Consider the following 19,847-nt stretch of genomic DNA (forward strand, 5'->3'; position numbering starts at 1 on the left):
ATCATAAGATGAATCTGTTATCGCTTCTCAGTCGAGTAACCGCACCCTCGTCGGAATCGGAATTGTTTTTCATATCGAAAAATGGGATAAAGAGTCCTAATCTACGAACTTTCATAGTAAAAAAACACTCATCTGCACTTTTTAGGAGCAATGTTTGGAAAATAGGATGGATTTTAGAAAACTCAGCGCTAGACTGTTCCTACTAATAAGCCTTGGAGTCATGAAAACAATGCTGGCAGGTGAATTTGTAATCGATGATCGTAGCAGTGGTAATTTGAAATCCAACCTTGGCATGGAGTGGCGACTGGTCAGCGATCAGGTCATGGGTGGAGTTTCCAAGGGAATTATAAAATTAGATACTCACAAAGGAAGAGATTGCCTACGTATGCAGGGCGATGTTTCAACCGAACAAAATGGTGGCTTTGTGCAAATGGCTTTGTCTTTGTCTGATGAAGACAACTTCGATGCATCGGCTTTTGACGGTATTGTCTTCGAAGTAGCCGGTAATAATGAGGACTACAATATTCATTTTCGCACTTCGGACCTTTGGTTCCCCTGGCAATCCTATCGTGCCGAATTCCATACGACCGACGATTGGCAAATCGTTCGTATTCCTTTTGCTAATCTTGATGCCTATAAAACATCACAGAAATTTCTTCAACGTAATCTGAAACGTATCGGGTTGGTCGCTATTGGCCGAGATTTTAGGGTCGATTTATGTCTCGGTTCTCTACGCTTTTATAGTGAGGATAATTAGGTGCCTGACTCTTTGAGTCGTATTTTTATTGCCAGCCTCTTTGGTATCACTGCCTGCACACATGTCGCGCCTCAATCGATCATAACCATCGCGTATGCTAGAGCGCATAAGGCTAACTTCGTTGACATTGGTGTACCAGGTGATTCCGAAGGGGATATTCTGACATTCGATCAGCCGTTACTCGATGTACAAGGCTCACGGATCGGTAACAATAGTGGCATGTGCATACGCACAAGAGTAGGTCACAGCTTCCAATGCCAATGGACCTTGACCTTGGAAAACGGCAGTATTCAGGTGGCTGGGCGTGAATTTGATAAAGGAACGTCAGAAATAACGATTGTCGGCGGTACAGGCCAATATTCGGGCATCAGCGGGCAAATGGAGTCTGTTAACAATGGAGACGGGACTTTTACTCAAATTTTGCACTATTGGGTTCAATAACAGCCAATTGCGCTGCTCGGATTTTGTAGTGGTGCAAGCTTGAAATTTTTTTTTTCGATGAGCATACTTCCCTGTAGGCCGAAACATTTCAACCATGGCCGAAGCAAGCCGAAACCCCTTAGGCCAATCCGAAACGTTGGGGACGGGTTAAATAACCCGTCCTGTAGGAAGGTTGTTAAAACAAATCCTCCCAAATATTATCTACTTTCTGAATAATTTCCTTGGACATTACGATCGGTCGCCCCCATTCGCGGTCGGTCTCGCCGGGCCATTTGTTAGTCGCGTCAAAGCCGGCTTTCGAGCCTAAGCCTGATACCGGCGAGGCAAAATCGAGATAATCGATCGGCGTGTTGTCGAGCAGCGTGAAATCTCGAGTGGGGTCCATACGCGTGGTCATCGCCCAGATGACATCTTTCCATTCGCGCGGATTGACGTCCTCGTCGACGACGATGACGAATTTTGTGTACATGAACTGGCGCAGGAACGACCAAAGTCCAAGCATGACGCGTTTAGCGTGGCCGGGGTATTGTTTCTTTATACTGATCACGGCTAGACGATATGAACAACCTTCGGGCGGCAGGTAGAAATCAACGATTTCAGGGAATTGTTTTTGCAGAATCGGCACGAAAACTTCGTTTAATGCCACGCCCAGCACGGCTGGTTCATCGGGCGGTTTGCCGGTGTAGGTGCTGTGGTAAATCGGATCCCGGCGCTGGGTAATTTTTTCGATCGTAAACACCGGAAATTCGTCGACTTCGTTGTAATAGCCGGTATGATCGCCGTAAGGACCTTCGGGCGCGGTTTCGTTAGGATAAATGAAACCTTCCAAAACGATTTCGGCGCTGGCCGGCACCTGCAAGTTATTGCATAAGCAGTCTGCCAGTTCGGTTTTGCTGCCGCGCAGTAATCCGGCGAAGGCGTATTCGGACAGGCTATCCGGTATCGGTGTGACCGCGCCTAGTATCGTTGCGGGATCCGCGCCGAGCGCGACCGTAACCGGAAACGGCTCGCCGGGATGGGCCTCTTGCCATTCCTTGAAGTCCAAAGCGCCGCCGCGATGCGCTAGCCAGCGCATGATGACTTTGTTCTTTGCGATGACTTGTTGCCGGTAAATGCCCAGGTTCTGACGTTCCTTATAAGGGCCTTTGGTTATCACCAATGCCCAAGTGATTAATGGTGCGGCATCCTCGGGCCAGCAAGTTTGTATCGGATAGTTGCCTAAGTCGATTTCATCGCCTTCGAGCACGACTTCCTGGCAGGGCGGCGATTTAACGATTTTCGGCGCCATGTTCAATACTTGTTTGAATACCGGAATTTTGTCGAGTGCATCGCGAAAACCCTTCGGCGGTTCAGGTTCTTTTAAATAAGCCAAGAGTTTGCCGATTTCGCGCAGGGACTCGACTGAATCGGCGCCCATGCCCATCGCGACTCGGTGCGGCGTGCCGAATAGGTTGCCGAGCAGGGGTATCGAATGACCTTTGGGTTTTTCGAAGAGCAGGGCAGGACCTTCTTGTTGTAAGGTGCGATTACATATTTCGGTGATTTCGAGCACCGGGTCGGCCGGGTATTGAATTCGCTTCAATTCGCCTTGTTTTTCCAGTTGCGCAATGAAATCACGCAGGTCGTGATACTTCATGCAGCGATTCCGTTGTGTCTGAGCAGCGCGTCGATTTCGGGTTTTCGTCCGCGAAATTGGATGAACAATTCCATTGCATCGTCGCTGCCGCCTTGCTCGAGAATGTTGGTCAAAAAGGCATGACCGATCGTTTCATTGAAGATGCCATGCTCTTCGAACATCGAAAAGGCATCGCTGGATAGCACTTCGGCCCATTTGTAACTGTAATAGCCTGCCGCATAGCCTCCGGCGAAGATATGCGAAAAACTGTGCGCAAAACGGTTAAACGGCGGCGGCGTAACCACGGCGACTTGTTTTCTGACTTGTTCGAGAATTTCGTAAATGCGCCCGCCCTTGACCGGATCGTATTCTTTGTGAATTCTCAAGTCGAATAGACTGAATTCGAGTTGCCGGACCATCATCATGCCGGATTGAAAATTTTTCGCGGCGAGCATTTTATCGAACAGGCTGTCCGGCAGTTTTTCACCGGTTTGATAATGGCCTGAGATCAATTCCAGCGCTTCTTTTTCCCAACACCAGTTTTCCATGAACTGACTCGGCAACTCGACCGCGTCCCATTCGACCCCGCTGATGCCCGAAACTCCGAGATGGTCGACCTGGGTCAGCATGTGATGCAGGCCGTGCCCGAATTCGTGAAACAGCGTTGTGACTTCGTCATGGGTCAACAAGGCCGGATCGTCGCCGGTCGGCGGCGTGAAGTTACAGGTCAGATACGCGACCGGCGTTTGGACTTCATCTTGATATTTCTTGCGGCTGACGCAGACATCCATCCAGGCGCCGCCGCGTTTTTTCGGGCGGGCATAGAGATCAATATAGAATTGGCCGCGAAGCTGTCCGTTGCGATCGAGAATCTGATAGAAACGGACGTCTTCGTGCCAACTATCGAATTTATCGATTTCGCTGATGTCGAGCCCGTAGAGTTTTTCGACGATTGCAAACAGGCCGGGCAAGACTCGGTCGATCGGAAAATAGGTTTTCACTTCTTCTTGTGAAAGTTGATAAAAATGCTGACGCATTTTTTCCGAGTAATAACCGATGTCCCAAGGTTGTAAGTCTTTTATTCCGTAGTGTTTCGCGGCGAATTCGCGCAATTCGTATAAATCTTTGCGCGCTTGGCGCCAGGATTTATCGGCCAAGTCTTCGAGAAAGCCGATCACCTGGTCGGGGCTGTCGGCCATTTTGGTTGTCAGTGATAATTCGGCGTAATTGTCATAGCCTAATAGGCGCGCTTTTTCATGTCGCAGCGCCAGAATTTGTTCCATGATTTGGCTATTGTCCCAGCGTCCAGCGTGCGGCCCAAGCTCGGATGCACGCGTGACGAAGGCTTCGTAATGTTCGCGGCGCAGCGCACGGCTGTCGGCATAGGTCATCACGGCCTGGAATGACGGAAATTGCAGTGTAATCATCCAGCCGCTTTGTTGATTGGCCTCGGCGGTTTGTTTGGCTTGCGCCAATGCCGATTTCGGTAGGCCGGCTAGGTCGTCGCTATCGGTGATTAGTTTGCTCCAGGCATTGGTCGCATCCATCAGATTTTCTTCGAAGCGGGAAGTCAGCTTCGACAGTTCTTGACTAATTTCTTTGTAACGTTGTTTCTTGGCCGGCTCCAGGTCGATGCCGGACAGTTTGAAATCGCGCAAGGCATTGGCGACGATTTTTTTCTGGGCCTTGTCGTGACTTTGAAATTCCTCGCTTTGTGCAATGGCTTGGTAGGCTTTAAACAAGGCTTCGTTTTGCCCCATCTCGGTCGAATAATCGCTGAGCATCGGTAAGCAGGCATTATAGGCTTCGCGAAGCGGTTCGCTGTTGACCACCGAATTCATATGGCTGACTGGAGACCAGGCCTTGTTGAGTTTGTCTTCGGCGTTTTCGATCGGCTCGATCAGGTTTTCCCAACTGTATTGGTCGCTTGCTGTGATATGCCGGTCGACCGTCGCTCGCGCGTCGGCTAGTAATTTTTCGATTGCGGGTACGACATGTTCAGGTTTGATTTCGGAAAAATGAGGCAGAGTGTTATCGGTTAGTAATGGGTTGTTCATGTGTTTTGGATATCAATCAAGAAAGAATATGCATTGCTGCATCGATACGCTGCTGCGCTTTGTGCAGGATATGCAGTGAAAAGTCCGGCGTCAATTTGCCGTTGTTTAATTTGGTGTATGCAGGTATCGAATTGATATAGGGTAGCTCTATATCATGTTGGATACCGATATAGCTGTGTAATTTAGCCAATATGACAATGTCGGTCAGCGTCAGTTTATCGCCGCTGTCATAATACCAGTCTTCGGCGTGATGCGGAATTTGCTCGAGTTCTTCGGAAAAGCCGAGGGTATGCAAGACTAATTTGCCGATTGGGGCTCTTAAAACCGGGATCGCTTCGTCAAGATCGGAGCGATTTTTATAATGCTCAGGGTGTTGTTCGGCAAAATGAAGCAAAGGGATGATGCCGATATCGCTGATTAATCCCGCTAATAATGCGTCTTCGGGATTAACTTGACCGCTTTCCTGAGCCAATATAAAGCTGAGGCTCGAAATGTAAAGGCTGTTTTTCCAAAGCGATTGCATGGCGCCAAGTAAGTGTTTGTTTTGACATCGAAACATTTGTTTGAGCCCGATGCCCATCACTAGCTGACGCGTGGCGTTTAAGCCAAGACGTGTAACCGCTTCCTGGCAATTGGTTACCGGAGAAATTGGAGAGTAAAGAGGGCTGTTGGCGATCTGGACCAGCTTGGTGGCGATCGGCGGGTCAATTTGAATGATTTTGGCGGCTTCGCGTACATCAATCTCGAACTCCATCGCTTGTTTGAGTTTTAGAGCGACTGCGGGTAAAGACGGTAAAGTTAGTTTATTTTCGCGGTAAATCCGGGAAAAGTCGGCAAAAAAACCGTTATCTTCGATCTGTTTAGGCAGGTCGATATCGATCAATTCTAATTGTGTTGCATTCGTTTTACTTTGTTCGGTCCACAGTTTAATGAGCTCTGCCGAGATTTCGATGATTTTAACATCGGTTTTGGCGATTGCCGTCGCCCCATTGGTTTTTCCGCTGTTAAGCGGCAAATGAGACAATGGCGAGTTGGTACTTATTTGATAGATGCTTTCGCAGTCCGGAGTCAATTCGAGTGTTCCTTTGTGCAAATAAAGCACTTTGTCATTATTGCTTTGACCCCGCACGAAAATCGTAGCGCCGGCTCGATAACAGTTTGTCCGTTGCTGCAAAAGCTCGATTGCCGCATCGTCAAGATTTCTTATCGGCACGAATTGTTTTAGTATTTCGACTGGCTGTTTTATGCGGCTTGTCTTGAAAGGTTTATCGCCTGCTAAAATAGGATCAGCGCTAGTGGGACGATCATCAACATTTTCTTGTTGATCGTTTTTAGCCTTGGGAGACTTGGACGTAAAGTGATCGATTAAATGATAAAACCAATTGAACATACGTCAAGCCATGAAAAACTTCGTTGTTTCGCAGATTTGCTGCTTCGCGTCGTGCAGTATCTGCAATAATTGTTCCGGAGTCAATAATTGAGCGTCCAACTTCTGAAATGCCGGCAAAGTATTGATTAACGGTAGTTCAACCCTTTGCTCCTGTTGCGTAAATAAGAAATGGAATTTAGCGAGCAAAACAATATCGCTTAGTTGTAAAGTCACGCCGGAATGATCGAACCAGTTGCTTACTTTTACCGGAACTGTTTTGAGATTATCAGGAAACTCCCATCTTTCCAGGATGATCGTGCCAATTTGACCTTGCAATGATTTGATGCATTGATCAATGTCGCTGACTGTGAAAGTGTTTTCCGGTAATTGGTCGGCAAACATTAATAGGGTTAGAGTTCCGATATTATGCAGAAGCCCGGCTAGCAATGCTTCTTCCGGGGTGGTTTGACGAGGCAAGAAGTGGGTCATATAACGAGTTAATCGGGTTACGGTTAAGTAGTAATGCGGTTTTTGGAATATAGATTAGCGTAACATTCGATTTAGCGATGGCGGTAAACTGGTAAAAAATACCCGCTCGATAATGGAAACAATGCTTTTGGAGTGGCTTCGTTAATTTCTCGTCCTATGCCATTGGCCATCTCTAAATATACCGTACCTTTGCACAAATAAACGAGTGAATCGACCTCGGTACCTCGAATGAAAAGGGCCGCCCCTGGGGCGAAGTTTTCGGTGCGGATTTTTAAAGCCCGTATCTCTTCTTCGATTAACAGTTGCCCTAAAGGCATCAGCCGTTTAAGAAATTTAACCGAAATGTTAACCGGTTTAATGTTATTGCTAGATTGCTTGGTTCCTAAAAACCGTCTTTCAACCGTTATCGTTTGTTCCTTTTTGTGGGCTTGCATGGGCTTTGAAATAGGTTTTTTAAATAGATTCAGCAACATAATATCTATAGATTTGATAATAAATAACTTCTCTATTTTGGGAGGGGTCGGTTGCTCGATTGGCATGTGTGGGCGTCAGAAAGCCGCCGACAAGTCTACACGGAGGTATTCACCCAGCATCTAAATTTTCCAAGATAGTGTTAACCATAGTTAATGGGCTATGGAATTTAGGTGCTGGGTTCACAGTCTCCTGCCAGGCGAGTTACCGAACCCTAGACAAATCTCATAACTCCGGGAAGTTATTTTTCGCGAAATTCTATATTGAAAAAGTTCGCCTGGCTTCGTTAATTTTAGTTTGTGCGTCATGAAAAATATGTAACGAGTTTTCCGGCGAGAGTTGGATGAAGTCTAGTTTGCTTGCCGCCGGTATGGAGGTTATTTCCGGTAAATTAGCCATTTCAGATGTACCGATTTTACTGTGTAACCGCGATAATACGACGATATCGATCAGGGAAATCCGGTTGCCGCGATGTTGGTACCAATCATCGGCATATAATGGTATTTCGTAAAGTTCTATGGGAAACTCCCATTCTCGTAAGATATAGGCGCTGACGGGGCCTCTTATGAAGGGGATGACACGCTCAAGCGACTCTTCCTTGTAGTAATCCTCTGGTAGGTTCGCGGCAAAATTTAAAAAAGGGACAATCCCTATATCGCAAACCAAGCCCCCGAGTAATGCCTCTTCCGGATTAACTTTTTTGGTTTCGCTAGCTAAAACATAACAAATACAGGAGATGTAGATGCTTTGCCTCCAAACCCTATCCAGTATTTTTTTGATCAGCAGATTCTGGGAATGAAATATTTGTTTGAGACTGAGAGAAATCACTAAATTTTGGGTTGCCTTTAAACCGATTCTATTGACTGCTTCGAAACATGTTTTAGCCGGAATGGTGGTTAAATATAAAGGGCAGTTTGCAACTTGAATTAATTTTGCCGCAATAACCGGATCCAACTGGATTATCCTAACGGCTTCGGCCACGCCAATATCGGCTTGAATGGCTTTGCGCAGTTTAAAAGCAATATCCGGCAGCGACGGAACGTCCATTTCTTCTTCTAGGTAATACTGTGAAAAAGCTTGCAATAAACGATTATCGGTTAATTCTTTCGGAATGTTAAGCGGAGCGGGGTGATGGGAAGAGGGCGGCAGCGCGCACATGATTTTATGCGAAACCCTCAATAGACTTACGTCGGTTTTTGCGATAACGTTCAAGGCGTGTTTGATACCGCTGCAGAGGGGGAATTTAGCGCGTGCGGTATTAGCTTCGACTTCATAATTTTTCCCGGCGCTGTCGGAAATAATGACTGTACCCTTCAATAAAAAGTAAGCGGAGTCGTTTTGTTCGCCTTGATTGAACAAAATAGTGTTGGCGGGGAAAACCTCAGAGTATCGATCAGTTGCGAAAGACTCCAGCATTTCTTCATTTAAACTGCGAATGGGAATCAACGTTTTTAGCGTTTCAACCGTTATCGGGTCAGGGTTGATGCTGCAGGCGGAACCTTGTTTGTTATCCTTGAAAAAAAAATTCAATAAAGACATGCTGATTCCGTAAAAAACAATTGCCAAAAATAAAAATTGGAATACCGATTCGACTGATAGTCTAAACTGCATTCGAGTATAGCAGAAACTGCGTTCGCTTAATGACACTTACCGATGATTAAGGACAACATGAATAAACTTAAATTCAGATTGCAATCCAACTTAACATACGAAGCAATACCATTTGCTCCAGACGAACAATCTTTTGCGAAATGGCTGGAGTTACTGTCTTCTGAAAATGGTTACGAAATTTGTCGTCAACTGGCGTCGGCTTTCCATGCCATGAATGGCATGGATATCAGTCCTCGATTTCGCTTTACATGTCTTCTTCAAGCAATTCCGCTGGTGAATAAAGTGGCCGAAAGGCTTGAAAGCTTATATTTGGATAGCGGCTTTCCCTTATCTGAAGAAGAAACTTCGAATGTCGAAATTTTAGTATGGGTTTACACGCAATTGACGATGAATTTTACTGATTTGAGTTATCAGCTCGAATCGATAGATACCAATTGGAGCAAGCAGGAGCAAGCACAAATATTATTTTCGGCAATGTATGCCGCGAGTCAAGTTTTACTGCATATAAGTCAAGTCTATGCTAGCGTTCAAAAAGGCTTTTGGTTAAATTGTTACCGGAATTACATAAGAGCGGAGATGCTTGAGCTTTTAAATATTCCAGTGAATATGAGTCATGTTAAGCATAAAACGATCGCAAGCGTCTTTAAGCAAATGCTTATTTTTTCGTGCTGTGATACCGATTGTTTTAGAGTTCGTGAAATGAATACGCTTTTCAATCTGTTAGAAGAGTGTGTTGATGCCATCAGCTTAACTAGCGAGGTGGCACCTGAAGCAATGCAAGGTGTTTTTCAGCTAAACTTGGATGTCGATGAAGCGCCGAGCAAAAGTTTGCCTTCCCTAACAGAAACACAAAACAATACCCGTTATATTGCCACACTGCCGATCGTTAATTTTCTCATTACTGCCGCTCAAAAAAGAAAAGATAAAAAAACGGATTTTCGCTTTATCGACAAGGACCTGCTTTTCAGAGTGGCGGAAGTATTGACCAAAAAGCGCACCAGAAAATACACCCGAATCGTATCGACAGAAAATGCAAGGGGCTACATTGGTTTTAAGTCGATCGTCAGTATGCTCGCAAAAATACAGGGAGTCGACAATGAAACGATTAAGGTGAAGTCTGCGCATGACCCCAGAATTGCAGGAAGCTGGCAAGTACCGGATTTAGACTTGGTTCCGGAGGGCGATGAAATTGCTTATAGCCTAAACCAGAAAAAAAACCGACATTCGGCTATCGATCCGAAAGCAGCTAAAATCCATAAACTCGGCGCTCTGGCTTCAAGTGGAAATAAAATCTGGTCTCAGCCTGAACCTGTTGAACTACTCAATAAGATTCCGTTCGGCGATTTTTTGATCTTGAATAGCAGTATTAAAGGCTATGCCTTGGTTTGGAATTCGGAAGACCAAAGGATCAAAGTTGGCGAGCTGTTCGCAGTTCAACAGCCAGGGTTTAACGAATTGGAAATCGGTCAGATCCGAAGAATCAGTCGACTTGAAGACGAGGGTTTGATTTTGGGGATTGAACTGATGGGAATGCGTTCTGAATTGGTTTGGATCATTTTGCTTGGCATTAATAAGCAACAAGGACAGATGGCGATTTATGTCCCCGCCGATTCGATTTTGCATCAGCCGGAGAGTATTATTTTAGGCACGCATTACTTAAAACCGGGGCAGACGATTGAAGTTCATCGCGGAAATCAAAGAGCGCTGTATCGTATCGGAAAGCTTTTGCATGTCACAGCCGCGTTACAGCATATTGAATTAGTGGCTATTAATGAGAGTTCTAATTAATAAAGCGGTCGGGCGCTTAATGGCATTTTGAAATATCGACTCCGGTTTTTTCGAGAATTGCCCGGCGTAATTTTTCCGCTTCCGCTACTTTCTGCATTAAGTCGGGTTCCGGGCAATGCTTTCCTCTGAATCGCTTAATTCCGCCCGTTTTTCTTTCGTTGATAACCTCGACAATCGTTTTCCAGCCAATCTCCTTAGTATCGTTGGCGAATGCAAAAACCATTGCTAAGTCGCATATATTGTTGATTAGGCGCGGGACGCCGGCGCTGTAATAGAAAATGGCCGCGCAAGCCGATTGGTTGAATATTTTGGTTTGGCTGCCGGCGGTTTGCAAGCGATGGTCAATGTAAAGTTCGGTTTCTTCAAAATTAAGGGGAGTCAGGTGGTACTCGATCGAAATACGCTGAGCGAACTGAATCAACTGTGGTTCGTTGAGTTTATCCACGAGCTCAGGTTGACCGATCAAAATCAACTGGAGCATAATTTCTTGCTGGACATTAATATTGGAAAGTAGTCTAAGCTCTTCCAGTGTTTCAATTTCCATGTTCTGAGCTTCGTCGACAATCAGCACGACGCGCCGCTTTTTGCGGGCTTGTTCACTAATGAATTTGACGAATAATTGGTAGCGCTCTGCTTTGGATTTTGTTTCGTGACTAATGTCGAACGCAGCTAACACCCAGGTCAACAAATCACCGAAAGCACTATGAGTATTGGTAATAACGCCGACGGTGCACTGATCCTTGATTTTATTTAACATGCTTCGAATCAGTGTGGTTTTACCGGAACCGATTTCACCGGTTATTACAGTAAAGCCGGCGTGACTCATCAAGCCGTACTGCAAGGTGCTTAAAGCTTTTCGATGCTTCGAACTTAGGTATAAGAATTCCGGGTCGGGAATCAATGAGAATGGCTTTTTTTTAAGACCGAAGAATTTTGTGTACATTTAGATTTCTCATTCAAGCTGAATTGATTGCGGTATTAGATTCAGCAAAACTTAAGTAACGTTAAAAATATAGAATACTTAAATAACAGTTGCATTTTGCTGGTTGCCCGTCAATGTATGAGTGTCGTCATGTACTTAGCGTCATTTAATGGATAAGAAATTTTTTGTCATTCAAAGATCTTTGAAAATAAGTTTAAAAATTGAGTTGCCCATTATAACTGAAATAATCATCCGAAGTAGTTTCGTTAACCCAGCTTTAACAAGTGTAGTGCCTACCGCCTATGCTATTGAAATATAATAATTAAAAATCATGCCAAATTTAACTTTGTAGTGCCATAAAATTAATTATTGCATATTATTCAATAACCTATTGACGCGCAATGTTAAGGCTGGGTTAAAGTTGTACCAGCAATTCCCAATTTGAGAATAAAAATAGGTGCGGAGTGTGCTTAGCGGGATTACGGCGTTCCTCGACAGGCATACCCCGCACCCTGAACACGAAGAAATTTCTTAAACTGGGAATTGCTGAAGTTGTAAGGGTTTGCCGAGCCTTCATATTAGCAGAGGAATTGTTGATATCTACTCCTGTCAGCCTGAAATGTCGCGAAGTTAGAGGATTTGTCTGCCGAGGACCGTAGGAAATCCATGAAGGTTTAGCGTCAACCTGATTGGTATGGAAGGAGTGAATCAACCCAGCGCCTTTTAAATTATTAGACGTTTTTTCGTTCAAATCTTAATGAGTAGCTACTCTCTTTGATTGAAAAACCGTGTGATAATAATAGTTATGGGGTGTGTTTATCGAGGACCGCCGTTCACCCAGCACCTAAATATTCAAGATAATTAACCATGACCAATGAACTATGGATTTCGTAATAAATAACGTCCTGGAACTATGATCCTAGAAAAAGCATTTCACCATGAAGATCATGAAGAATAGGAGGTTAATTCAATAGCTTATTACGCGTTTGTATAGAACTTTCGCTCAGCAAAAAGGTTAGCGAAAAGGATTTGTTAAGTTCTTGGAATCCTTAATGAACTTCATGTGCTTCATGGTTAAACTGCCGAATTCAGGATGATCCTGAGGGTTCGGTCACTCGCTTGGCAGGACGCCGTGAACCCAGCACCTAAGCATAGGCGGTAGGCACTACACTTGTTAAAGCTGGGTTAAAATAGGGAAGTTATTTACGGCCAAAGCCTATGGTATTTAAGTGCTGGCTGAATGGCATCCTTTGACGGGCACCCCGGTCCCGGTGCCGAGTTTTAATCTTCGATGGGTATGCAATCAATTAAAAAGTTTGGCAATTAACGAAGATAGCGTGTCCAGCAAAACGGGTTCGCTCATTGCGTTTTCGGAAGTAGGTCTAGGTATTGAAGGAGATTTAACATATTGCTTTCTTTGGTTTTTATGGCGAATTTTTTGTTCATGTAGTAGTAATCCGCCCGCTTTTTTCCATTCCATCAAGTGCGTAATTTCCCCATTATCGAGCCATATTCCGTGTGCATTGCATCGGTCGATGACGACGCCGCTTCGATGACCGTAATTAATGCGACGCATGAAGGCATCGCATACAGGACATTTGATGTATTTAACTTTTTTGCTGTGTGCTTGATAACGCTCGACACTGATATTATGAAGCAATTGTTGATTGATACTGAAAACATTAGAAACCGAGCTTGTTAACAATCGTTCAATCTCGCCGGGGTCGAAAAATAAGCCGAAACAGTGTTCGCAGCGTTCTATCATGAATTCGCCGAGGCCATCGTCGAGGTCTAAGCCAACCGTGTGTAAAGACTCGGCGCAGTGCGGACATTTTCGTTCCGATTCATGATCGATGGTGACAAAATGATGCTTTCCATGCAAGTCGACGTCATTTCGCGTACCGCAATAGCGACACAGGTTGGTGTTGGCGAGCAGCGGCGCGGAGCAGCTATGACAGCGTTTCATAGGACTTAAAAACGATCGAGAATTTCTTTTCTTTTATCGGCGTATTCTTGCTCGGAAATCAAGCCGGAATCATGCATCTGTTTTAATTGCGCTAACTTTTGTACCGCTTCCGAATTACTTTGCGGTTGGCTGGTTTGAACCGGTGTAGCGGTTTGCGCCATGGACTGCCCGAAGCCTAGGCCCGCCCCCATGGCCATGCCGAGTCCTGCCGCGCCGCCTTCGTTTCTGGCTGCATCGCGCATCGCTTCTAGTTGTTGCAGTTGCGTATAATCGATACCTGCGATTTGCGCGGCATGCGTTTCGGCCGTTAAGTCGGCAATCCGTTTGATGCGTGTTTGAGTATCGTCATCGAAATCGGTGCCTTCGATGCGAAAATCGGTGATTTCAAAGCCGAGTTTTTGAAAGGCGGTCGATAATTTGATGTGCATGCCGTACGCGATTTCTTCTCGATTCGCATCGATGTCGGCGTAACTAAAACGGCTTTCGGCAAGATAATCGGCTAAAGGATGCATGATTCGCGCGGTCATAACCTCGCGAAACTCGTTGATGTAAAAATTGTTATGATTACCGACGACGTTATTGAAAAAATCCTCGGCGTCGAAAATTCGATAACTGAAATTGCCGTAGGCTTTCAGTCCTACCGGAAAGTGATACTTCGGATCTTCATATTTGATGGGTGATGTGGTCCCCCATTTTTGATCGAGTATTTTAGTTTTTCTGAAAAAATAGATCGCAACTTTATGTTCGCTGACAAAAAACTGCATGAATTTTTTAATCGTCGTCCAAAACGGAATGTTCGCTGTATCGAGCTCGACCAGACAAGGTTCTTGAATGACCGCCTTAACTTTGCCTTCATAAACAAAAATACAGCCTTGTCCTGGCCCGACTATCAATTTTGAAGCATTTTTGATTTCATCGCCGTTGTCTGTCCATTGTTCCAGCAGCACGTCCGGACTCGGATTGTTCCATTGGATGACGGAACGGAGTTGCCGTTTTATGCCGTTAAAAATCACGGGGTGTTCCTCGATAGTTTGGTTTGTTTCGCATCAATTTGAACATTCGAATACCTCGAATCATTGTGGGAAAGATATACTTTTCGCACTTCAAATTTCGACAGTGACTTCGGAGGGGCCGAGCACCCTGGTGCCGAATTTTGATCTACGAGGGTATATAATAAAATATTTGTAAGCCGATTGATGACGATTACATGCTACTTTAAAGTTTTTCGTTATCAATGCTACAAAATTATAGTAAACATCCGGAGGTTATGTGTCGATTAGAAAGTTTAACGAAAAGCAACCTATTTTAGGCCGCTCGGTTTTGATTGACGAAAGCGCTGTCGTCATTGGCGATGTTGAATTGGGCGACGACGTGTCGGTTTGGCCTTCAACCGTTATTCGAGGCGATGTAGAGTCGATACGTATCGGCGATGGTACTAATGTACAAGACGGGTCGGTCTTGCATGTTTCACATGCCGGTCCGTTTTCGCCTCAAGGTCATCCTTTAACGATCGGTAGAGGCGTTACGATAGGTCATAATGCGGTGGTTCATGCCTGTACCGTCGGCGATTATTGTTTAATCGGCATCGGGGCAATCATTTTGGATGGGGCGGTTTTAGAAAATTACGTCATGCTCGGTGCCGGTGCGTTGGTGCCGCCCGGCAAAAAGCTCGAAAGCGGATTTCTTTATATCGGCAGTCCCGCCAAGCGGGTTCGTCCATTGACGGATCGCGAAAAAGAGTTTTTGGAATATTCTTATCAGCATTATATTCAATTGAAAAATGAGCACTTGCAACAAAATACGGTACAACCAGCCCAGCACAGTTGCTAAATGCAATCATGACTCAATCTAACGTTTATAAAGACCTTGCAATCACCCCTGCATATGAAAGTGAGAGGAGGGCGGTCACTCGCCCGACAGGACGCAGTGAATCCGTCCCTGTAAGCTTGACGACGGCTATCCCTGCCGCCGACACCTGTCAGTCGAGCAACCGCCCCCCTCTTCAGGCAGGGAGCCTTCTCAGTAACTTTCAAACTTCCAAAGACGCCTCGGTCATCACATCGAAATCCGATTCAGCATTGCCGAAAATCATAACGCCAAGAAAGTTCTGCGTTGCCCCGATGCTGGATTGGACGGACCGGCATTGCCGGTATTTTTATCGGTTGCTGTCAAAACATGCTTACTTATATACCGAAATGATTACGACCGGTGCCTTACTGCATGGCGACCGGAACCGATTTTTACAATACCACCCAGACGAAAATCCATTGGCATGTCAATTGGGTGGCAGTAACCCACAGGATCTGGCGGCATGCGCTAAAATGGTCGAAGATTACGGCTATCACGAAGTTAACCTGAATGTTGGTTGTCCTAGCGACCGTGTACAAAATGGACGATTCGGCGCATGCTTGATGGCGACTCCGGAATTAGTTGCCGAATGCTTATCGGAAATGAATCGGGCCGTGTCGATTCCGGTGACCGTCAAATGTCGGATCGGTATCGACAATCAAGATTCCTATGAAGCGTTGCATCGTTTTATTACCCTGGTCTCCGAAGCCGGGTGCCGGATGTTTATCATTCATGCTAGAAAAGCCTGGTTGAGCGGACTTTCTCCAAAGGAAAATCGGGAAATTCCGCCGCTACGCTACGATGTTGTATATAGAATCAAAAAGGATTTTCCAAAATTGGAAATCATTTTGAACGGCGGCGTGCGTTCATTGGATCAAGCGCTTGTGATTAATAACGAGGTCGATGGCGTCATGGTCGGAAGAGAGGTTTATCAGAATCCTTATTTATTAGCCGGGGTCGATGAACTGTTTTACCGGGACTTTCATGCAATTAAGAGTCGTGAAGAAATAGTAGAAGCTTTACTTCCTTATGTTGATGAGCAATTAAAACAAGGCGTGCGATTGTATTCGATAGCACGGCACCTACTTGGACTTTTTCACGGGGTTCCAGGCGCCAGGTCTTGGCGGCGGCATATTAGCGAAAACGCGACGAAACAGGGGGTCGATCAAAATACGCTACTCAAGGCATTAGATTTAATATCCCGATAAGGTATACTGGCCTGCTTTTTTAATTATCGAGAACGAACGATGGAAGAGTATTTTTCCAAAATTATCGAAGCAGTCGGCGAAGACGTCACCCGGGAAGGTTTGATTGATACGCCTAAGCGGGCATCGGATGCATTCAAGTTTTTGAATAACGGTTATGAAAAATCCTTGGATGATGTGTTAAACGGGGCTATATTTCAAGCCGATACCGAAGATATGGTTATTGTCAAAGATATAGAGCTGTATTCACTATGTGAACACCACCTGTTACCCTTTATCGGCAAATGCCATGTCGGTTATCTCCCTCAAGGTAAGGTGCTGGGTCTTTCGAAGGTTGCTCGAATTATCGATATGTATGCTAGACGCTTACAGATCCAGGAAAAACTGACTAAGCAGATTGCCGATGCTATCGAGAAATCCATCAATGCCAGAGGTGTTGCGGTGGTCATAGAAGCAAAACATCTATGCATGATGATGCGCGGTGTCGAAAAACAAAATTCGGTGATGACGACGTCAGTGATGACCGGGATTTTTAGGGAAGAAATCAGTACCCGCTCGGAGTTTTTGAATTTGATCAATCGTTAATGTTTGCCAATAAAGGTAGGCATTGAATACCCGTAGGGTTTTGCAATGAAAGACTACGATAGAAATTGCGCTGTTTGTAGACTGATGCGCAGTTTAGCGTTTAGCGGGCTCGGCATGGGTATTGGCGGTGGAATCGCTTATCTGTTCGGAGCGTCAAGAGAAACCATCATGATGGTCGGAATTGTGACTGCGGCCATTATCGTGTTTGGAATTATCGATAGAAAGAAGAAACCATGAAGTCGACAATATTACAAACTTGGCCTGAAAATTGGCCGGATACAAGATCAAGCCGGTTTGCCGATGACGAGCAGGGCGTAATCGACGCGGGCGCTTTCAGCGCGATTGAAGTCGATGAGATCTACGATACTTTAAATCACGCTCAAACTATCGCCGGACAATCGGTTTTATATCGCTCGCTCGCCAAACCGCTCGACTCGATCGAAGCCATCAAAGCGAAGCAAAAAGCGGTCGAAGCCATAGCGGATGACGCCGAATTGAGACAACAGCTTCAAGGCATTGTTGAACAAGCCTCGAGTCATGAAAAGAATCTGTATTTGTTGTTATACGGAGAATTTTTGGGTTCTTTCGGAACAGCACGCGAAGAAAATGAAATCGAAGGCTTCGGCTATCTTCAATACAAGCGTGGCACCCGGTTCATGTTGGACCTAGTTGATCAAGTTAAGGCCGTGCCTGAAACGCAAAGCGCCTACCTGAATGAGGTATTGGGGCAGATTAAAAACTTTACCGATAGTCGAGCTTACTCACTAATGAAAGGGCCGGTATTTATCAGCGAGCAAGGTATACAGAGCAAACAGGAACGAAAAGGATCGTGGATCCCGGCGATTATTTTTAAGCCTAATCTCTTTAAACCCTTATTGATTGCTCTTTTTTTTGGCGTACTTTGGGCGCTTGCGAACTTCTTTCCCACCAACCTGTTTAGTATTTCGAAGGAATCGATACCGGTGGCATCGATTTTCTTTGTGCCGCTACTGTTAATTTATTTTCCTATAGTAGGCGGTTTTGATCGGGACAGTTGTATTATTCCGTTACGCAATGAGTTTAAAACTTCGCAAGCGGTTGGCGAAACCTTAGATGCGCTTGGCCAATTAGATGAATTGCTTGCGTTTATTAAGTTCCGGGAAAGCTTTGGTGGGGATCTTGCTCTTCCGTATTTTATCGAAGCCGATCATCATCGTATCAATCTCGTTAATGCGCGCAATCCTGTTCTTGCTTACCGGAATCCGGAATATGTCGGTAACGATTTTCAATTGGATGATGATAAGCTGGTTTTAGTTACGGGCCCCAACAGCGGTGGTAAAACAGCATTTTGTAAAACGGTCACGCAAATTCAACTATTGGGACAAATCGGCTGCTATGTACCGGTCAAATCGGCGACTCTAACCGTTGCCGATAAGATTTTCTATCAAGTTCCGGAAATCAGTCATTTGGATGATGGAGAAGGGAGATTCGGTACCGAGCTAAAACGAACCCGGGATATCTTTTTGGCTACGACAGCTAAAAGTCTCGTAGTGCTCGATGAGCTATCCGAAGGTACGACCTTCGAAGAAAAGCTCGAGTCGTCTTCCAATGTGCTTGACGGTTTTTACCGAAAAGGCAACAGCACTATTTTAATCACACATAACCATCAATTAGTCGATAATTTTGTCGCGAAGGGCATTGGCTTGCCGAAACAAGTCGAATTTGCCGGCGGCGCGCCTACCTATAAGTTAATAGAGGGTATATCCAGAGTCAGTCATGCCGATCGGGTAGCTAAGAAAATCGGGTTTTCCAAGGAAGATATTGACAAATATTTGGCTGATTCGAAAGGTGGTGCCGATAAAACATAAAGTGATTATGAGTTGAACTATACTGATTGTGTGAAATGGTGCTTAGAATTTGGTTGAAAATAACTTCCCTATGTTAGGGAGGGTTCGGTAGCTAGATTGGCAGGTCCAGCACCTAAATTTTTAACCATAGCCAATAGGCTTGGAATTTAGGCACTGGGCCTGTTCAAACGAGTTACCGAACTCTCAACAAAGCTCATAGTTCCAGAATGTTATTTATCACGAAATCCTTAGGTTTAAGACAATTGTTATGCATACTTTGGACAGATCGTTCGAAATAAAAAAATTGGGAACAAGTCATGCTAAAAAAGATTTTTTTCTATGTAGCCTTTTTTTTGTTTTCCGAGGTTTTGTCGGCCGATATTTATAAGTATGTTTCGCCCAACGGAAAAGTTTATTATACCGACCGGCCTTCTCATCGATTTTATAAGCGAATCATCCGCACCCGTCCTTCGAGTTACAATTGGGCTGTGGGGCGAATGAAAGGTAATAAGCAGAAATATAAAGATATCATTGCGAAAGCGGCATCGAAACATCAGGTCGATGAAAAGCTATTGCATGCCGTTATTCAAGCAGAGTCCGCTTACCATGCCCAAGCAATTTCCTCGGCGGGTGCAGTAGGGTTAATGCAATTGATGCCCGATACTGCCAAGCGTTACGGCGTTCGAGATCGTACTGATCCGGTGCAAAATATCAATGGCGGTACACGCTATTTGAAGGATTTGCTAAAGATGTTCAATTCAAATTTAACATTGGCCGTTGCCGCCTATAATGCCGGTGAAGGCGCGGTAAAAAAATATAATAATTCCATTCCTCCTTATCCTGAAACCCGTAATTATGTTAAGCAGGTTTTAGCGCTTTATCACAATTAAGGCGGGC

At 45.1% G+C, this 19,847-nt stretch carries 18 protein-coding genes; 9 read left to right on the forward strand and 9 right to left on the reverse strand.

What is annotated here, in order from left to right:
• Positions 1 to 220 precede the first annotated feature (220 nt).
• Both WJM45_RS10110 and WJM45_RS10115 read left to right on the forward strand, forming a co-directional pair.
• Positions 221 to 757 (forward strand): CIA30 family protein, encoded by a 537-nt coding sequence (locus WJM45_RS10110; protein ID WP_341328806.1) that lies wholly within the window; start codon positions 221 to 223, stop codon positions 755 to 757.
• Entirely contained in the window at positions 758 to 1,198 is a 441-nt protein-coding gene (locus WJM45_RS10115) for a dirigent protein (RefSeq protein WP_341328807.1), read from the forward strand. It abuts the gene before it with no gap.
• A 175-nt stretch (positions 1,199 to 1,373) separates the two neighbouring features.
• Here the strand turns inward: WJM45_RS10115 and ubiD are convergent, their stop codons facing one another.
• From ubiD to WJM45_RS10145, 6 genes are all read right to left on the reverse strand, one after another.
• Positions 1,374 to 2,834 carry a 4-hydroxy-3-polyprenylbenzoate decarboxylase gene (gene ubiD / locus WJM45_RS10120; protein ID WP_341328808.1) on the reverse strand — a complete coding sequence of 487 codons (1,461 nt, stop codon included), beginning with the start codon at positions 2,832 to 2,834 and terminating at the stop codon, positions 1,374 to 1,376.
• The gene (gene prlC, locus WJM45_RS10125; RefSeq protein ID WP_341328809.1) at positions 2,831 to 4,870 is read right to left on the reverse strand and encodes an oligopeptidase A; all 2,040 of its coding nucleotides are present in this window, start codon (positions 4,868 to 4,870) and stop codon (positions 2,831 to 2,833) included. The genes ubiD and prlC overlap by 4 nt, the downstream gene beginning before the upstream one ends.
• A 16-nt stretch (positions 4,871 to 4,886) precedes the next feature.
• On the reverse strand, positions 4,887 to 6,260 hold the full coding sequence (locus WJM45_RS10130; RefSeq protein WP_341328810.1) for an HDOD domain-containing protein: 1,374 nt from the start codon (positions 6,258 to 6,260) through the stop codon (positions 4,887 to 4,889).
• Between the two features lie 3 nt (positions 6,261 to 6,263).
• Entirely contained in the window at positions 6,264 to 6,728 is a 465-nt protein-coding gene (locus tag WJM45_RS10135; RefSeq protein WP_341328811.1) for an HDOD domain-containing protein, read from the reverse strand.
• Positions 6,729 to 6,799: 71 nt separating this feature from the next.
• A complete protein-coding gene (locus WJM45_RS10140) occupies positions 6,800 to 7,267 on the reverse strand; it encodes a hypothetical protein (RefSeq protein WP_341328812.1) in 468 nt (155 codons plus the stop codon).
• Positions 7,268 to 7,457: 190 nt separating this feature from the next.
• Positions 7,458 to 8,738: an HDOD domain-containing protein gene (locus WJM45_RS10145; RefSeq protein WP_341328813.1), complete on the reverse strand. Its 1,281-nt coding sequence runs from the start codon at positions 8,736 to 8,738 to the stop codon at positions 7,458 to 7,460.
• 129 nt (positions 8,739 to 8,867) lie between these two features.
• On the opposite strand from WJM45_RS10145, the gene WJM45_RS10150 reads away from it, so the two are divergent.
• A complete protein-coding gene (locus WJM45_RS10150) occupies positions 8,868 to 10,598 on the forward strand; it encodes a hypothetical protein (protein WP_341328814.1) in 1,731 nt (576 codons plus the stop codon).
• 16 nt (positions 10,599 to 10,614) lie between these two features.
• Here WJM45_RS10150 and WJM45_RS10155 read toward each other — a convergent pair whose 3' ends face one another.
• The 3 genes from WJM45_RS10155 to WJM45_RS10165 all read right to left on the reverse strand — a co-directional run bounded on the left by WJM45_RS10155 (position 10,615) and on the right by WJM45_RS10165 (position 14,499).
• On the reverse strand, positions 10,615 to 11,541 hold the full coding sequence (locus WJM45_RS10155; protein ID WP_341328815.1) for an AAA family ATPase: 927 nt from the start codon (positions 11,539 to 11,541) through the stop codon (positions 10,615 to 10,617).
• 1,282 nt (positions 11,542 to 12,823) lie between these two features.
• Positions 12,824 to 13,486, reverse strand: coding sequence for a zf-TFIIB domain-containing protein (locus tag WJM45_RS10160; protein ID WP_341328816.1), 663 nt, complete (start codon positions 13,484 to 13,486; stop codon positions 12,824 to 12,826).
• A gap of 5 nt (positions 13,487 to 13,491) precedes the next feature.
• Positions 13,492 to 14,499, reverse strand: coding sequence for an SPFH domain-containing protein (locus tag WJM45_RS10165; protein WP_341328817.1), 1,008 nt, complete (start codon positions 14,497 to 14,499; stop codon positions 13,492 to 13,494).
• Between the two features lie 256 nt (positions 14,500 to 14,755).
• Between WJM45_RS10165 and WJM45_RS10170 the strand changes: the two genes are divergently transcribed.
• From WJM45_RS10170 to WJM45_RS10195, 6 genes are all read left to right on the forward strand, one after another.
• Positions 14,756 to 15,316 carry a gamma carbonic anhydrase family protein gene (locus WJM45_RS10170; RefSeq protein ID WP_341328818.1) on the forward strand — a complete coding sequence of 187 codons (561 nt, stop codon included), beginning with the start codon at positions 14,756 to 14,758 and terminating at the stop codon, positions 15,314 to 15,316.
• A 248-nt stretch (positions 15,317 to 15,564) separates the two neighbouring features.
• Positions 15,565 to 16,542, forward strand: coding sequence for a tRNA dihydrouridine(20/20a) synthase DusA (dusA, locus tag WJM45_RS10175; RefSeq protein ID WP_341328819.1), 978 nt, complete (start codon positions 15,565 to 15,567; stop codon positions 16,540 to 16,542).
• Positions 16,543 to 16,581: 39 nt separating this feature from the next.
• Positions 16,582 to 17,124, forward strand: a complete 543-nt coding sequence (gene folE / locus WJM45_RS10180) for a GTP cyclohydrolase I FolE (RefSeq protein WP_341328820.1) — start codon at positions 16,582 to 16,584, stop codon at positions 17,122 to 17,124.
• Positions 17,125 to 17,169: 45 nt separating this feature from the next.
• Positions 17,170 to 17,361: a hypothetical protein gene (locus tag WJM45_RS10185; protein ID WP_014148515.1), complete on the forward strand. Its 192-nt coding sequence runs from the start codon at positions 17,170 to 17,172 to the stop codon at positions 17,359 to 17,361.
• Positions 17,358 to 18,971, forward strand: a complete 1,614-nt coding sequence (locus WJM45_RS10190) for a DNA mismatch repair protein MutS (protein WP_341328821.1) — start codon at positions 17,358 to 17,360, stop codon at positions 18,969 to 18,971. Before WJM45_RS10185 ends, WJM45_RS10190 begins: the two co-directional genes overlap by 4 nt.
• A 296-nt stretch (positions 18,972 to 19,267) precedes the next feature.
• Positions 19,268 to 19,840, forward strand: coding sequence for a transglycosylase SLT domain-containing protein (locus tag WJM45_RS10195; protein ID WP_341328822.1), 573 nt, complete (start codon positions 19,268 to 19,270; stop codon positions 19,838 to 19,840).
• Positions 19,841 to 19,847: the final 7 nt, after the last annotated feature.

The sequence above is a fragment of the Methylotuvimicrobium sp. KM2 genome, from assembly GCF_038051925.1.
In the GTDB taxonomy this organism is placed as follows: Bacteria; Pseudomonadota; Gammaproteobacteria; order Methylococcales; family Methylomonadaceae; genus Methylotuvimicrobium.

What these genes read in the sequence shown, in the direction of transcription:
- folE (WP_341328820.1), top strand. Translation starts at nt 16,582, where the DNA reads ATGGAAGAGTATTTTTCCAAAATTATCGAAGCAGTCGGCGAAGACGTC.
- WJM45_RS10135 (WP_341328811.1), bottom strand. Translation starts at nt 6,728, where the DNA reads ATGACCCACTTCTTGCCTCGTCAAACCACCCCGGAAGAAGCATTGCTA.
- WJM45_RS10110 (WP_341328806.1), top strand. Translation starts at nt 221, where the DNA reads ATGAAAACAATGCTGGCAGGTGAATTTGTAATCGATGATCGTAGCAGT.
- WJM45_RS10130 (WP_341328810.1), bottom strand. Translation starts at nt 6,260, where the DNA reads ATGTTCAATTGGTTTTATCATTTAATCGATCACTTTACGTCCAAGTCT.
- WJM45_RS10185 (WP_014148515.1), top strand. Translation starts at nt 17,170, where the DNA reads ATGAAAGACTACGATAGAAATTGCGCTGTTTGTAGACTGATGCGCAGT.
- WJM45_RS10190 (WP_341328821.1), top strand. Translation starts at nt 17,358, where the DNA reads ATGAAGTCGACAATATTACAAACTTGGCCTGAAAATTGGCCGGATACA.
- WJM45_RS10195 (WP_341328822.1), top strand. Translation starts at nt 19,268, where the DNA reads ATGCTAAAAAAGATTTTTTTCTATGTAGCCTTTTTTTTGTTTTCCGAG.
- ubiD (WP_341328808.1), bottom strand. Translation starts at nt 2,834, where the DNA reads ATGAAGTATCACGACCTGCGTGATTTCATTGCGCAACTGGAAAAACAA.
- WJM45_RS10140 (WP_341328812.1), bottom strand. Translation starts at nt 7,267, where the DNA reads ATGCCAATCGAGCAACCGACCCCTCCCAAAATAGAGAAGTTATTTATT.
- WJM45_RS10145 (WP_341328813.1), bottom strand. Translation starts at nt 8,738, where the DNA reads ATGTCTTTATTGAATTTTTTTTTCAAGGATAACAAACAAGGTTCCGCC.
- WJM45_RS10155 (WP_341328815.1), bottom strand. Translation starts at nt 11,541, where the DNA reads ATGTACACAAAATTCTTCGGTCTTAAAAAAAAGCCATTCTCATTGATT.
- WJM45_RS10160 (WP_341328816.1), bottom strand. Translation starts at nt 13,486, where the DNA reads ATGAAACGCTGTCATAGCTGCTCCGCGCCGCTGCTCGCCAACACCAAC.
- WJM45_RS10150 (WP_341328814.1), top strand. Translation starts at nt 8,868, where the DNA reads ATGAATAAACTTAAATTCAGATTGCAATCCAACTTAACATACGAAGCA.
- prlC (WP_341328809.1), bottom strand. Translation starts at nt 4,870, where the DNA reads ATGAACAACCCATTACTAACCGATAACACTCTGCCTCATTTTTCCGAA.